This window comes from Acidobacteriota bacterium (assembly GCA_016703965.1).
GTDB lineage: Bacteria > Acidobacteriota > Blastocatellia > Pyrinomonadales > Pyrinomonadaceae > OLB17.
On record JADJBB010000025.1, the window covers coordinates 476,935 to 491,691 of the forward strand.

General features: G+C 50.6%; 10 protein-coding genes and 1 tRNA gene. 6 read left to right on the forward strand and 5 right to left on the reverse strand.

Going from position 1 to position 14,757, the window contains the following annotated elements:
* Positions 1-180: 180 nt before the first annotated feature.
* Together IPG22_19625 and IPG22_19630 are read left to right on the forward strand one after the other, a co-directional pair.
* Entirely contained in the window at positions 181-675 is a 495-nt protein-coding gene (locus IPG22_19625) for a hemerythrin domain-containing protein (protein ID MBK6590496.1), read from the forward strand.
* A 220-nt stretch (positions 676-895) separates the two neighbouring features.
* Positions 896-3,388 carry a prolyl oligopeptidase family serine peptidase gene (locus tag IPG22_19630; protein MBK6590497.1) on the forward strand — a complete coding sequence of 831 codons (2,493 nt, stop codon included), beginning with the start codon at positions 896-898 and terminating at the stop codon, positions 3,386-3,388.
* A 65-nt stretch (positions 3,389-3,453) separates the two neighbouring features.
* Here the strand turns inward: IPG22_19630 and IPG22_19635 are convergent.
* Positions 3,454-3,530 (reverse strand) — tRNA-Arg (locus IPG22_19635).
* A gap of 71 nt (positions 3,531-3,601) precedes the next feature.
* Positions 3,602-4,591, reverse strand: coding sequence for a VWA domain-containing protein (locus IPG22_19640; GenBank protein MBK6590498.1), 990 nt, complete (start codon positions 4,589-4,591; stop codon positions 3,602-3,604).
* A gap of 734 nt (positions 4,592-5,325) precedes the next feature.
* On the opposite strand from IPG22_19640, the gene IPG22_19645 reads away from it, so the two are divergent.
* Together IPG22_19645 and IPG22_19650 are read left to right on the forward strand one after the other, a co-directional pair.
* Entirely contained in the window at positions 5,326-7,002 is a 1,677-nt protein-coding gene (locus IPG22_19645; protein ID MBK6590499.1) for a serine/threonine protein kinase, read from the forward strand.
* 15 nt (positions 7,003-7,017) lie between these two features.
* The gene (locus IPG22_19650; GenBank protein MBK6590500.1) at positions 7,018-8,403 is read left to right on the forward strand and encodes a tetratricopeptide repeat protein; all 1,386 of its coding nucleotides are present in this window, start codon (positions 7,018-7,020) and stop codon (positions 8,401-8,403) included.
* A gap of 1 nt (position 8,404) precedes the next feature.
* On the opposite strand, the gene IPG22_19655 is transcribed toward IPG22_19650, so the two are convergent.
* Both IPG22_19655 and IPG22_19660 read right to left on the reverse strand, forming a co-directional pair.
* On the reverse strand, positions 8,405-9,229 hold the full coding sequence (locus tag IPG22_19655) for a zf-HC2 domain-containing protein (GenBank protein MBK6590501.1): 825 nt from the start codon (positions 9,227-9,229) through the stop codon (positions 8,405-8,407).
* A gap of 274 nt (positions 9,230-9,503) precedes the next feature.
* Positions 9,504-10,157 carry a sigma-70 family RNA polymerase sigma factor gene (locus IPG22_19660; protein ID MBK6590502.1) on the reverse strand — a complete coding sequence of 218 codons (654 nt, stop codon included), beginning with the start codon at positions 10,155-10,157 and terminating at the stop codon, positions 9,504-9,506.
* Positions 10,158-10,424: 267 nt separating this feature from the next.
* On the opposite strand from IPG22_19660, the gene IPG22_19665 reads away from it, so the two are divergent.
* A complete protein-coding gene (locus tag IPG22_19665; GenBank protein ID MBK6590503.1) occupies positions 10,425-11,273 on the forward strand; it encodes a hypothetical protein in 849 nt (282 codons plus the stop codon).
* Between the two features lie 67 nt (positions 11,274-11,340).
* Complete coding sequence (locus IPG22_19670; GenBank protein MBK6590504.1) at positions 11,341-12,753, forward strand: tetratricopeptide repeat protein; 1,413 nt, start codon at positions 11,341-11,343, stop codon at positions 12,751-12,753.
* A 301-nt stretch (positions 12,754-13,054) separates the two neighbouring features.
* Here the strand turns inward: IPG22_19670 and IPG22_19675 are convergent, their stop codons facing one another.
* Complete coding sequence (locus IPG22_19675; GenBank protein MBK6590505.1) at positions 13,055-14,701, reverse strand: hypothetical protein; 1,647 nt, start codon at positions 14,699-14,701, stop codon at positions 13,055-13,057.
* Between the last annotated feature and the right edge of the window lie 56 nt (positions 14,702-14,757).

Below are 14,757 nucleotides of genomic sequence, written 5' to 3' on the forward strand. Positions count from 1 at the left end.
TTTTTTTTGATTGAATCGGCTCTTTTGACAGAAGGATCGTCGGTTTTTGATGTAAATATGTGAGTTTAGATATCAATTGATTCGATGGAGATGAGGAATCGTTGGGGCACGCTTATAATCAAAGAACATAAGGAATTAAGGTTGATCATCGAGGTCAATTTGAGTAACAACTAAATATACATGAGCACATTTGACAAGTTATTAGATCTGCACAAGGAAATCGACGATATGTTTTTCGCTCACCAATGCTCTTTGCTGCATTTTGACTTTACTACCGCGCTATCACAGCTTGAGCAATACGAATCTCTGCTGCTTCGTCACATGCAGGATGAAGAAGACCATCTATTACCGCTTTACTCGGAGAGGGCAGCGTTCGACAAGGCCGGAGCACCTCAAATCTTCTGGGATGATCATACAAAAATGCGGGGTTATTTAGAGCAATTCAAGGAGCAGACCATCAAGCTTGCAGAAGAGCCACATCCGGAAGAAGGATTGCTCCTGCTGCTCGATCGAGAATCATTTTACAAAAGGCTCTGCAGTCACCATGACAAACGCGAGAGAGAGCACCTGTATCCGTCACTAAATGTGATCTGCTCAGGATCAGAAAGGAGCGAGATCATGGCGCGGGTTATGTGTGATATCGATCTTTCGCGATCGACGGTCGCCGCGGAATAGTTGTAAAAGCTAAGACATAACCAGGTTGGAAAAGGCGAAAGTCGTTTCGAGCGGCCCTAATGATTCAGTCTGTTTTTGATTTGCGATGCATACGGTGATACTCTGCTAGCAATTCAGCTAAAAATTTTAGAAGTTCGTACTGGTGGGCCTTTCCAAATGCCGGTTTCATCGATGGAAACCCGTTAAGGACAAGTCTCCCGCCAGAAAACAACACCAACATATGGCATTTCGAAGATCGATCCCGGTTTTGTTTGTTCTTTTTTGTTTCGTGATCACACTGCTCGGTCAGTCTGAGAGCAGGCCGCTCAAGCTGGATGACCTCTTTCGGATCAAGAATGTAGGTGACCCGCAGATCTCGCCAGACGGGCAGTGGGTTGCCTATGTCGTCTCGTCGATCGACGTGAAGGCGGACAAGTCGGACTCAGATATTTGGATGGTCAGTTATGACGGTAAGACAAACCGGCAGATCACGTTCTCGAGCGACAGCGAAACTTCTCCGCGGTGGAGCCCGGACGGGAAATATCTATCGTTCGTTTCATCGAGACCCGGCCCGAATAAGGGAAGCCAGGTATGGATAATGGACCGGAATGGCGGTGAGGCGAGGCAAATGACTGAGGTCAAGGGCCGCCTTCAGGGTTATGAATGGGCACCGGATTCAAGCCGTTTGGCAATGGTGATCGGCGATCCCGACCCGGATGAAGCGACGACGCCCGCTGCCGGAGCTGCTGCAAAACCACCCAAACCGATCGTGATCGATCGCTATAAATTCAAGCAGGACGGGCAGGGATATCTTCTGTCGACGCGAAAAAGCCACATCTATTTGTACGATATCGCCGGCAAAAAACTCGATCGGCTAACGAAAGGCAAATGGGATGAAGCCACACCGACATGGTCGCCTGATGGCAGCAAGATCGCTTTTACCAGCAACCGAAAGGCCGATCCCGACCGCGATCCGGGATCGCAGATCTATGTCGCTGAATCCAAGTCCGGTTCGACCGAGAAGCGGATCACGCCGGAGACCAGCCGCGGCGGGCGAGCGGAATGGAGTCCGGACGGCAAAACCCTTGTATTTCTTGAATCTGACGAGCTCAAATTCGGTGCCTATGGCATGAACCACCTGACGACCGTGACGTCGGACGGCAGTTCTGCGCCGGTACGGGTCAAGGCCGCGGAGGATCTGGATCGCGGTGTTTCGAATCCATATTTTTCGGGTGATGGTAGATCGATCCACTTCCTGGTGACCGATGACCGATCGGTCTATCCGGCTCGGACGGAGGTTGCTACGGGTAAACTGAATCGTCTTATGGCTCCGCCGGTCGTGATATCGAACTGGGATCATTCCGCGGGAAAGGTGGTCGTTCTCTCGGGCGGCGACAGCGAAGCCACAGAGATCTACGCATTCGAGGATGGAAAGCTCAGAAAGCTCACTCGTCAAAACGACTCGCTTTTTGCGGAAATTAATTGGCCCGCGACCGAAGAGGTCAGTTTCGCAAGCAAGGATGGAACTAAGGTGAATGGCCTGCTTACTTATCCGACAGGGTATGTTAAGGGCACGAAAGTTCCGTTTTTGCTTAGGATCCACGGCGGCCCCAATGCTCAGGATCAACACTCATTCAGCGCTGAACGGCAGTTCTTCGCGGCTAATGGATACGCGGTTCTTGCGGTAAATTACCGCGGAAGTTCAGGCCGTGGGCAGAAATTCTCACGAGCGATATTCGCAGACTGGGGCCACTATGAAGTCGAAGATCTGCACGCTGGCGTGGACCATGTCATCAAAATGGGTGTTGCCGATCCGGACAAACTTGGTGTCGGCGGCTGGAGTTATGGCGGCATTCTAACGGATTATTTGATCGCCAGCGATAATCGTTTCAAGGCGGGAACGAGTGGAGCCGGAACGGCTTTTACAGTGTCCTTCTATGGAACAGATCAGTACATAATTCAATACGACAACGAGATCGGCCCGCCTTGGGATCCAAAGGCGTGGGAGACGTACCAGAAGCTGTCATATCCTTTCCTTCACGCGGATCGCATCAAGACGCCGACGCTCTTCCTTGGCGGTGAACGAGATTTCAACGTTCCGCTGTCAGGGAGCGAGCAGATGTATCAGGCACTTAAGAGCCTCGGCATCGATACTCAATTGATAATTTATCCGAATGAGAATCATGGCATTTCGCGGCCGAGTTATGTTCGCGATCGTTATGAGCGTTACCTGGCGTGGTATGACAAGTTTGTCAGAAATATTAAAGCCGAGCCTATCCCAATGATCGCGCAATGGGAAGGGAAGTGGTCGGGCAAACTTACGAATCTGCCAGTCAAACCAGGTGCTCCGCAGGTAGATGTGACCATGGAGATAGGAGCTTTCCCGGTAAAAGGCCAGGCATGCGGGACGTGGAAAACCACCTATTCCGAAGCGGGCACGGTCAAACAGGTCAAGGACTACAAGATCTGCCGAGGAAGCGGGGCCGATGATATCTATATCGATGAGGGCGGCGGTATTAAACTCACAGTACGGATCATTGGCGACTCGCTTGTTGCTCCTTTCAAATACGATCAGATATTGTTGGTTTCAACGATGCGATTGCGCGGTGAGGTACTTGAGGACGAGATCCTGACGGTCGACGACAAGCCATCAGTCAACGGCGTACAACCGATGCTCGCGAAGGGCATCCAGAGGATCGAACTCCGTCGCGTGCCAGCGGGCGACCCAAGATAGCGAGGTTCTTGGTGCCAACATACAAAAAAGCAGCCCGCAAAGGCTGCTTTTTTTGTAAATACTGATGGTACACCCGGCATGATTCGAACATGCGACCCCTTGATTCGTAGTCAAGTACTCTATCCAGCTGAGCTACGGGTGCACAAAAGGCGAATTGTTAGACTACAAAGCAATCGGCGGTGTGTCAAGCCCGCAATAGACGGCTCCTCGGTCTTACTTTGCAAAATATCCCTGGCGGGTTCGCGAGATCAACTCCGGGTTTTTAACGTCGATCTTGATCGCTCTCCACTTGCCGTCGCGTTTGTCGTTGGTCGACTGGTATTCGACGGTGTAGAGAGTGCGAAGGTCGGCTGCTACCTGAGCGTAAAGACGACCCATTTCTTCGAGGCGATTAATTGTATTGAGAGTGCCGCCCGTGCGGGCAGCGACGATCGCGAGACGATCTCTCGCCGCCTTGAACATCGCGACCTGGCGCGGGGTCGGATCAGCGAGTTTGCCGGGATCCCCCGTTGGCAAAGCTAGCGGGTAGATCGTAACCCCCTGTGCATCAGAGCGGTTCAGCACTCGATTTAAGATATCGTTGGTCTCAGGCTTGATGGCGGTTGCTATTTGAGAGTCGGCGACCGGTTCCAATAGTGAACGATCCTGGTCCCGTACCGTCGTGTCGACTCCGTCGGTTAAAACGATTATCGCTTTACGCCTGCTCTTCTCTTTTTCGAGTTTATCCAGAGCAAGGTCAAGAGCCTTGTAGAGTTGAGTTTTGCCGCGGCCATTGGCTACGTTGATAGAATTTGCTATTGTTCCGCGATCGGTCGTGAAGTCGTTGCGGACATTGACCTTGTCGTAAAATTCGATCACGGCAACACGATCTTCCGGCAATAATGCGTCCACAAATCGAAAAGCTGACTGCTTAATGACCTGCCGAAATCCAAGCGTCGAGCCGCTCATGTCGAGGAGGATGACAACGCTAAAAGGAGCCGTGCTTGGCTCTAATCTTGATATTTCCTGCCGAACGCCGTCCTCAAAAAGCTCAAAATTGCCTTTGTTCAGACTCGTGATCGGACGGCCCTTCATGTCGACCACACCAACATTGAGCCGCACGAGCGACGAATCCACGCGTATCGGATCGTCATCCTGCGACCATGCGAGCGATACGCTGCACAGGATCAAAACCCAAAATACCAATAGTCTTCGAAAAGCCATAAACCAGATGTTAGCAATTTGACGCGTATTGACGAAGTCCGGTTGCATTTCGATGCCCAAACTTATCTCATAACTGGTTTCTGTTTATGGTATACTCATCATTAACCTTATGGTGTGCAAGAGAATCACCTGCCCATTATCCAGGCGGGTGTGACGAAAAGGTGTAGCTGATGTTATTTCGGCCGAATTTTTGTGCGAATTGTGGCGAGAAGATAGAGCGGCCGGAATGGTTTCCATGGACGAGCCGAAGATTTTGCGGCGTTTGCGAGATCGAGTTTAAGGGGCAAGATCTCATCCCGAAGGTCGTGGTGGTTTTTAGTCTGCTGGTTGGTATTTTTGGCATCGGATCCTATCTTAAAAGCGGATCGTCCGAATCTGACCTACAGGCGTCTAGGCAGCCAAAGAAGCTATACGAGCAACCTGCATCGATAGCTAAGATGCCGCCGAATGTTGCAGCAGCCTTACCGCCGGCTGGTCCGGCCTTTAATGGACAACCGGAACAGCGAGATTTTTCATCTACAACAGGAAATAGGCTATTGACGCCACCCAGTAAACCGAAAATCGAATCTGATGAACCTGTAAATTTTTGCGGAGCTGAAACCAAGAAGGGCACGCCTTGCTCCAGGCGCGTTAAAGGCAACACGCGATGTTACCAACATATAGGAATGCCGGCGATGGCAGTTTCCGGAAAATCTGACATAAGATCTCAAAGATAATTTCGGTACGGAATATTCATGAAAGCACTCAACCCGAACTCAATGATCCAAGGCCGTTATCTGGTCGTGCAGCCGATCGGAAAAGGTGGAATGGGCGAAGTTTACCTGGCTGTTGACCAGCGACTTGGAAGCGCAGTTGCACTGAAACGCACCTTTTTTAGCGAAGACAGCACGCTTGGATCTGCCTTTGAGAGAGAGGCAAGGATACTGGCACGGCTGCGTCATCCAGTACTTCCAAAGGTCATTGATCATTTTGCGGAGAACGGCGATCAGTTTTTGGTGATGGAGCATATCTCTGGCGACGACATTGCCAAACGGATGGAATCGGCGAATAAACCGTTTCCATTGAGTTGGGTGATGTTCTGGGCCGATCAGATGCTCGATGCTCTGGCATACCTCCATTCGCACGAACCGCCGATCGTACATCGCGACATCAAGCCGCAAAATCTTAAGCTAACGGACGACAATCACATTGTCCTGTTGGATTTTGGGCTATCAAAGGATTTTGACAGCAAGGCAAGCGGATTGAATTCGGCAAGTGTCGCGGGTTATTCACCACATTTTGCGTCCATGGAGCAGATCCGGGGCACTGGTACTGATGCTCGAAGTGACCTTTATTCTTTGGCTGCGACGCTTTATCAGATGCTGACCAACGTCATTCCACCGGATGCATTGACACGGGCAGATTCTATGCTCGGCGGTAAAGGGGACCCGATCAAGCCGTTGAACGAGCTGAATTCTGAGATCACGCCCGCGATCTCGGAAGTTATTCTGAAGGCGGTTGCTATTCGCCAGGATGAGAGGTTTGGCTCGGCTGTTGAGATGCAAAAAGCCTTGCGAAGGGCATTTAATAAGGATAAGGCTGATCTTGATGCAAAACCGGTAATGGTGGTATCTGGAGCGACGCCGCCTGCGGCTGAAAAAGCAGCGGTGAAACCCGATCCGGAACAGCATACGACGATTCGCGACACGCCCGAGCCCGAGATGGAGACCCAGATCCGTCTCGATACCCCGACTCCGCTCGACGCGACGATGCAGTTGCAATTTGGGCCGGAGCCTGCCGAGGTTAAGCAGTCTGAGCTTAAGACAGCCGTATTTTCGGCCGGGGAACTGAGCGAAGACCAAGGACCTTCGGCACAGGAAGCCGCAACAAAAGTGAAGACACAACCAGTCGTAGAGCCGCCGGCATCGGCGCCGGCCGCTGTCGCTGCTTCGGCTGCTGCTGGTAGTGGAGCAGGACAGGTTTCTCGCCATGAAGTGAAATTGCCGCCGGCAAAGCAGCCGCAATCGCCGGCAGCACAGAAATCGAAGGCGGGCTTGATCGTCGGAGTTCTGGTTGCTTTGCTATTGCTAGGCGGCGGCGGAGGCGGGGCTGCATGGTTTTTGATGAAGCGTTCAAATGCCGGCGTTACGGTTACTCCTGCTCCGACACCGGCCCCGACGCCTATTTCTACGCCGGTTGTTGCGGCGGATACGAATCCGGCGAATAATTCGAATTCGGCAGCTTTTGATACCTCAAATTCAAACGCGAGCAATGGCAATTCGACGGTTTCAACCACTTCGACGCCAGTAGGCACAAAGCCTACTCCATCGCTTTCGACTAAGGAAACGCCGGTAAAAACGACTCAGGCCCCCGCAGCTAAGGCAACGCCAAAGGCGAAGGCGAAAGACGACCGGACTACGATATTGCAGTAATTATTGGGTGACGATATGAAAAGGGAGAAATATTTCAACGCGATCCTTCGATGCTTTGTTCTTTTGCTATTTGTGGCAGTACCGCTTTCTGCTCAATCAAAAAAAGATAAGGACCAGGCCAAGAAATTTCAGGACGAAGCTGACAAGGCAATTGCCGCGAAAAATTATCGAGAGGCAGCTGATCTATATGGAAAATCCATAACTCTTGTCCCGAATAATAATTACGCCCATTACCGCAAAGGTTTTGCTCATTTCAGCCTGAAGGAAAATGATCAGGCGGTCAGCGAGTTCACTCTTGCCCTAAACCAGGGTTTCAAGGCCATCGATATCTATCGGATCAGATATTACATCTATTTTGAGCAGGGGAATTACGATGCGGCACTTTCTGACATTCAGAAAGGCCTGCAGATAGTCCCAAACGACCAGGCTTTTCTCACCGCCGTTGGCGAAATCAATTACGCGCGAAAGTCTTATCCTCAAGCATTGGAGGCATTTCAGAAAGCCTCTAAGGCAGCTCCGAACAACGGCGATCTCTATTACAATATCGCTCGGGTGAGCCTGGCCCTGAATGACTCGGCGTCGCAGGCCGAGGCGGCTGAATCTGCTTTGGCAAAAGGAACTCGATTTCCAGGTGAGGTGTTCTATCTGCTGGGCGACGCCCGTCAGAAGTTAAAGGACTCGGCAAAGGCCATCGATGCATACCAAAAAGCTCTGGGTGTTAAGCCGAATATGTATCAGGTCTATCAAAATCTGTCGGACCTTTTTAAAGCCGAGAGCAAGTTCAATGAATCGATCGACATATTGAAAAAAGGGCTTCTGCAGTTCCCGCTGGATGGCAATTTCTACACTGAATTAGGCCTCGTTTATAGCCTTGCCGGACGGTCAGCGGATGCCGTACAGGCAGCAAAATCGGCTGTGCAGATCCTGCCAAATCAGGCGGCGGGATACACGATCCTCTGCCGGGCCCATAATGAGACGAAAGAGTTTGCCCAAGCGGTCATGGCCTGCAACAGCTCGCTGAAGATAAGGCCGGAAGATGGAGAGACGTATTTTTATTTAGGTAATGCTCTCGTTGGTACCGACAAATCAGTTGAAGCAACACGTGCATATTCAAATGCCGTTCGCGGCCTATCGGAATTGACGAAGAAGTACCCTGAACAGTCAGATAACTGGTATCTTCTTGGAAATTCTTATTTCGCGGACAAGCAGTTCGATAAAGCGATCGAGGCATATCTGAAATGTTTGGAGATAAGCCCAAAATTCCTTAAGGCGCGAGCAAATCTAGGGATCGCTTACACCAGAAAGAAAAACAAAGCAGCTGCGACAGAGCAGTATAATTTGCTTATGGCAGCGGATGCGAGTTTGGCTGCCAGAGTAAAAGCCGAGATCGACCGTATGTAGTTTAAGATCTTCGCCTTGATGGCTTAGAACCGGTTCTGACGTCAACGCTTTGGAATTTAAGTACAATGCGTATGTTCTCAGGCCGGTTTTCCATTACCGCGGGAACGAATGGGGTCGATGACGCATCAGATCCAAGGGCTTTTTCGAGGTCGCCCAGCGATCGGCTGTCACGTGGAGATTCTACCACTTCACTTATCCTTGCAAGACCGCTCCCAAAAACGTCCGCAACGACCACTACCTCTTCATCCTTCATACCGCCTCGGATCAGTGATCTCGTCAAAGCAACGAGGCCGCCTTGCGGATTTATACTTGGTGATTCGCTGGCAAATCCCATACGAGAATGAGCAAAATCGACCGGCGAAATAAATGAAGCAGCATCTTCGTTGTATGGGTTCGAGTTGCTTGCAAGTAGGATAGATCCCTCGCGTCCGCCGTTCGCGACCTGGATCGGTTTCGGCTGCAGCATTCCCGAAAACATCATTGTCAGAAATGTCACGCCGATCAGAAGGGACGCAAAAACGCCAACGCTGTAGGGCATGACACGCATCTGCAGCCATTCACGCAGATCCGAAGATAGGGGCAGCGTATTTTCTCTTGCATTGTTCAACTCTGAGCGAACAGCAACCCGGAGGTTCGCTTTAAAGCTAGCTGTGATCTCTGCCCGGCGAATGCGGGCGAGATCGGACCGTATCTCCAGGTATTCTGCATTCCTAAGACGGCACAGAGGACAGATATCAAGGTGGCCCTTTACAAAGGCCGCTTCGCCTTCGTTTAGAGATCCGTCCGTGTATCGAGATAAATTAATTTGTATATCTGAGCATTTCATTGCTGCATTGCTCCGACCTTCCTGAGTGAATGGCTGACTGACCCCGGCTGTCACTCCGCACGGAGCAACAACGCTTCAGTTGGCGACGGATTTCGTGTTTCTGCGTAAAAAGGCATACCTTGTTTCGAGTGTTGCTGGTCGATTCAAATACCACCGTTCTTACACATTTCACGGACCCGATCCCCAAATTCTGCTCTCTGACCTATCGTTTGGCACCGATTTTGTTAGTCTTCAAAAAAATGAGACCGGGGCGAGTCAGCCATTCATTCAGTTTTCAAAAATCTTTCAGTCTTCGCCGCAATTCCTCACGGCCGCGTGAAATACGTGATTTCACTGTTCCCAAACCGATCCCTAATGCGGTCGCGGTTTCTTCATAACTAAATCCTTCGATGTCGCAAAGCACGACAGCTTCTCGAAAGATCTCAGGGATGTCCATCAACGCTGACTTGATCGCATATTCGCGTTCACGAGTGAGTGCTGCATCTTCCGGGTTAGCTGAGCGATCCGCTATCGTGTCCGAGAGCGTCGTGTCGGAATCGCCGATCGATGCATCCAGCGAGATCGTTACGTCCCGCCTTCGGCGTTTCCACCATCGGAATCGATTTCGCGATTCATTTATCGCGATGCGCGTGAGCCAGGTCTTAAGTTCTGATTCACCGCGAAAGCTGCCGATCGAGCGAAGGGCCCGCATAAAGGTGTCTTGCGTCAGATCGCTGGCCTCCTCTGCGTTCTCCGTGATCCGACAGAGAAGGGCATAAATATCGCCCGAGTATTTATCGATCAGCGTGTCAAAAGCCGCGGCGTCTCCAGACTTCAATTTGTCAATGAATACGGGCTCGTCCGATTGCCGGACGCTGAGCGGCTGAGGCGACAGTACGGCCTTTCCAATTTCTTCGCCGTCAAATGTGATTGACTTACTGAAGATCATCGCCTGCCTTATTGCTTTCCCATTATTCGAAAAGCACTCAAATTGCCCCGTCCGCTTCTTGCGGACTGTAACGTTAGACACCACCCGACGGATTTTGTTCCCGGGATTTTCTAAAATATTTGATGTCAAAAATAAGCCGCGTTTATCATCTTTCCTTTAGTTATTTGCTCTTACCGCGAATTTACGCTAAATTAACTCTTTTGGAAAAAGTCCGCTTCCGGCAATTATATAACGAGCAAACAGTGAGATTTTGCAGTTTTTTTAACAATGGCACGAAAAAAGAGACGTTTTGAACAACTTCAGGCAGCCGCGTCCGCACCGCAGGACAACCGCATCTACACAAACCCGGTACAAAAGCAGGTTAGTGAAAAGCTCGACGAGGTCGGAAAAAGATTCGAGGGCAAAGGACGTACGGTTCTTTATGGCATAGCTGCTCTGGTAGTTCTCGCTATCCTGGTCATGCTGTTCCTCAATTGGAACCGCCGTGCGAGCAGCGCGGGCCAGACGGCACTTGGAAAGGCTATCGAGATCTCGCAAGCCCGCATTTCTGACACCGGAACGCCTGCCGGATCGACGGCGAAGACCTATAAAACTGAAAAAGAGCGTGGTGAAGCTGCCATTGCTGAGTTCCAGTCGGTCGCTGACAAGTTTGGCGGTGATATCGCAGAAAAGGCGAAGTACTTCATCGCGGTCAACAAGCTCGATGTAGATCGTCCGGCGGCGATCCAGGAGATCGAAGCGCTTGCCACAAAGGGCGGTGACGTGGGCAAGATGGCGAAATTCGCCCTTGCTCAGACGCGCGTCAACGATAACAAACTTGACGAAGCACTTACCCTGTTCCAAGAACTTGTAAAAATGGATGATCCAATAGTTTCAAAGGACACACTGAATTTCGAGATCGCCAAGATATACGAAAAGCAGGGTAAGAAGACGGAAGCTGTCGATATCTATTTCAATATTGCTAAGACAGCCGCTGAGGCAAAGGATATGGATGGCAAGGCCATCACGCCGACTCAGACCGCGACCGATGCAAAAGAGAAATTGACCCAGCTCGATCCTGAGCGTGCAAAGCAGATCCCGGAACCGACGCCTGAATCGCCGTTTGGCGGCAAATAGGTTTTTCGGGAAACCCGGTCGAATCGTTCTTTTTCTTTCGGTAATTACTAAAGGAACGGCACTATACTTGAACGACATCCGTCAGTCTGAAATTTTCGAGGCGATCGAGTCCGAGAGCGACGCCTCGCCTCAGCACAAAGAGCCGATCTCCATCCGCGTGTCGCCTCATGGCTATTTCGCCGGACTCTTCCTTGGCTCTTTTTTTTCCGCACTCCTTTTTTATATCCAGATCGACGCTGCGGCGATATTGCTTTTCGCCGTCTCGTGGATAGCCATTCCGTTTTTTGCTCTAAATGACAAGATCTCGTTCGACGGAAAGCGTCTTTTCCGCACCGGTGTTATACCTCGCACCTGGTCCTGGATAAACGGCTCGAAGCGGCGTCTTAAGCTGTCGGACATCGAACAGGTTGAAACAGAGGCGATCCGTGCTCTTAAACGCGGCGGCAATATCTACTACCGTTACCGAACCGTCATGCGGGGCAAGGGATTGAGCGTTGCGATCGCTTCTGGCGGCGAGGATTACCGTCGAATGATCAAAGCTATTCTGCCTCGTTTGTCTGAGAATGTTCTGGATAATCGTTCGATAGAATTGCGCGATCATCTGGCGGATCCCAAAGAGGCGTTGATGCGGGCTGAGTTTTCGCGAATTCCTTCGGTTGACGTGCTTGAGAGCTCAATGCGAACCTCAAAACGGAAACTGCCGGTATTGCTGAAAACCGTCGAGATCAGCGAGGATGAGGTCGACGAGCTTCGGAGCCTGGCGAACGAGCTGCGGCTCTCAGGTTATCTTATTCAGGCTCTGGAGGCTTTTCGCCGGGCTCTGATCCTGCGGCCATCAGATGCAAAGCTCTTATTTGATTTTGCACGCTGCCTTCACTCGTTTGCGGGTGTTGAACGAAATAAAGGCCTTGAACGTAGGGCTCTGGCAGCTCTTCGTTTGTCAGAACGGCGTGCTTCGGAAGATCCTGACTTGCTTGTTCGCCTCGGTGAATGGTATTTCCAGATCGGGGAATGGCGGCGGGCCGGGAACGTATTTAATAACGCTCTGGAGCGTGTCGGCGAGAACTTTCGCACGGCTCGCGGGCTAGCAGAGATCGCACTTCGCGAAGGTAAGATCGCCCACGTCATCCACCATTTCTCGAATGCGACTCGCCTTGCAGAAACGCCGAGCCTTCGCCGCTGGTCGCGGAGCGAAGCGGAGTATTTCTCAAACCTGAATTCCGATGACGAATACATGGAACTCGAGGTCAGTCGCGTCAACATGCTGGAAACGGTGGAACGGTCAAAAAAGACGGCACTTCGGATCGTATTTTTCGCATTTCCCCTTATCGTCATTGGGGGAATCTTCGAAGATCATCTGGTTGCAAATATTGGATGGGCCATCTCGACGGTCTCGATACTCATCTGGATCGGACTCGGAATAAGCACCAGATTGCTGAGCCAGCGAATTCCATACGAATTGGTCGAGACCGAAGATTAGGAACCGAACCGACCGTTATATCGATCTTGAGGCTGTCTGAAAAGGTAGCCTCAATTAGTTTTTTTGGGGTGGAAAAAAAAGTGAAATATTTTGTGCCGGTCAAAATGGCGCCTGAAAAGTGTGAATCGATTCACACTTTACATAAAAAGCCCTGTTTACGCCATTATCAAACGAAAAAAGGCCAGTTAGGTCAAAGGGATCAGCCGGTTTGTCCGGCATCAATGCCTTGATTGGTAGAGGTATTCGGGAGATTGGTCAAAGGTCTTTCCAGCCCAAAACTACTCTACCAAGTGTCGTTGCATCATTGCTTGGGGGGAGATTGGACTTTAGGTCCTGCTTTTGACCCCGGTTTTGTATTTTTTGCGCAATTTGAGGCGACAGCTATCACCGCCAAGGTACGCAGGTAGCGATCCTCGAGAGTTCGGGCACTGGTGAGTGACATTTCGAAATCTTTCTTGCTTAGGTCAACAAAAGTCTTTTCGAGGTCATAGCCGGGCGTGCCGAATGAGGCGAAGAAGCTGAAATCCTTGCCGGTGATCTCTCGCCTGACCATTGTCGAAAAAATATCCGGATCTTTCAGATTATTGGTTACGCGGATCGCTTCAGAGAGTTCGTCGATGGCGACCGAATGGCTTACCTTTTCGTACATATTTGCCAAACCTAATAGTACCTGGGCCTTAGAAACCGAGTTTTCGGCACTTCGCGTTATCTTGGAAAGCCGATTGAGTGTCTCGAAGAGGCTGGAAAGATCCCCCTCATTCTTGGATTGGAGTTCAGCCATTTCGAACATTAGTACGGCTCGATGCTCCGCTTCGGGAACTTTCGCAGTAAATTTATCGGCATCCTCCCAACGTTTCTCCTTGATCGCTAGTTTGGCCCTCAGGAACCAGAAGTAGTTCGTCAAGCCCATCCTCGCCTTTTCATCTTTTACTTTCTCGATCCAGGAAGTAACCTGTGCAAATTGCTCCTCACTCTTAGCGGCTCTAACTAGATTTAGCACCATGTAATCTGTCAATTTACCAGTGCCATCCGACTTTTCCATGTCCGCGATCCTTTCATCGAAAGAAAATCCTTCGCCGCTAAAGGTTTTGTCTTTCTCTTCAAGCTGTTTATTCATCTCCGCACTAAGTAGCGCCGCCGCCTGCGATTTAGCTATCGCGAGCCTTTCCAGCATATCGGGCAGTTGCTGTACGACCAGAGGTTCCATTTCTCTTAAAGCTGAAACCATATAGATCGGTTCAGCCGGATAACCTTTTTCAGGAGCTTGATTCATCTCCTCAGCACTTGCGGCGTATCGGGCGATGCGGGAGAAGAAGACGTCGAGGAATTGCCGCTGTAACGTCGAATTGGGCCGACTGGCTGGAGGCCCCATGCTTATCGAGTATTTATCAATACCAAAAATTCGTTCGTTCGCGAAGGGATAAGCCGAGAGCATTAACAGCCGACGAGGCGATTCATTGCGGTAGTTGTTCAGTGTTTCCTGATACAAAGACTCCGTGAAAGCCTGTTGGGTTAAGGGAATACCAAAAAAGACAAAGAACCAGTGGTTGAAAAGAGGATATTTCATCACTCGGCGAAAAAGAAATCGGCTCAGTTCCGGGTTGGTCTCGACACTTTCTCGCGCGAGAGCTAATAGGTCAGAAAGTTCGCGGGTCTGATCAAAGTCCTTTCGGTCGGCAGCAGACTTGTCAAAATCTGTAAGCATCTGCTCGGACAATTTTTTTGACCAAACGGAATCTTTTTTTGCGATCGCCCGGACCACTTCCATCCGCTGATCGGGAAGGCTCGTTGTCAACTTGCTGCCGCTTGCCTGCTTTGATTCAAAACCAAGTTCCTTAAAGCGATCGTCCGCCATCTTCCACGCCTCGGAGAAATAAGTGCGGGCGGTTGGTTCATCGAACTTCCAAAGGAAATCGGCGGACCGCAGCAGAATTTTGATCCGTTTCACCGGCTCAGTAACAGACTTTCCTTCAAGCACCTGCTGCTGAACCAGTTGCTGGGCAA

Excerpts from the sequence above, each read along its gene's own strand:
- IPG22_19665 (MBK6590503.1), top strand. The coding sequence starts at position 10,425 with ATGGCACGAAAAAAGAGACGTTTTGAACAACTTCAGGCAGCCGCGTCC.
- IPG22_19655 (MBK6590501.1), bottom strand. The coding sequence starts at position 9,229 with ATGAAATGCTCAGATATACAAATTAATTTATCTCGATACACGGACGGA.
- IPG22_19625 (MBK6590496.1), top strand. The coding sequence starts at position 181 with ATGAGCACATTTGACAAGTTATTAGATCTGCACAAGGAAATCGACGAT.
- IPG22_19640 (MBK6590498.1), bottom strand. The coding sequence starts at position 4,591 with ATGGCTTTTCGAAGACTATTGGTATTTTGGGTTTTGATCCTGTGCAGC.
- IPG22_19660 (MBK6590502.1), bottom strand. The coding sequence starts at position 10,157 with ATGATCTTCAGTAAGTCAATCACATTTGACGGCGAAGAAATTGGAAAG.
- IPG22_19650 (MBK6590500.1), top strand. The coding sequence starts at position 7,018 with ATGAAAAGGGAGAAATATTTCAACGCGATCCTTCGATGCTTTGTTCTT.
- IPG22_19630 (MBK6590497.1), top strand. The coding sequence starts at position 896 with ATGGCATTTCGAAGATCGATCCCGGTTTTGTTTGTTCTTTTTTGTTTC.
- IPG22_19645 (MBK6590499.1), top strand. The coding sequence starts at position 5,326 with ATGAAAGCACTCAACCCGAACTCAATGATCCAAGGCCGTTATCTGGTC.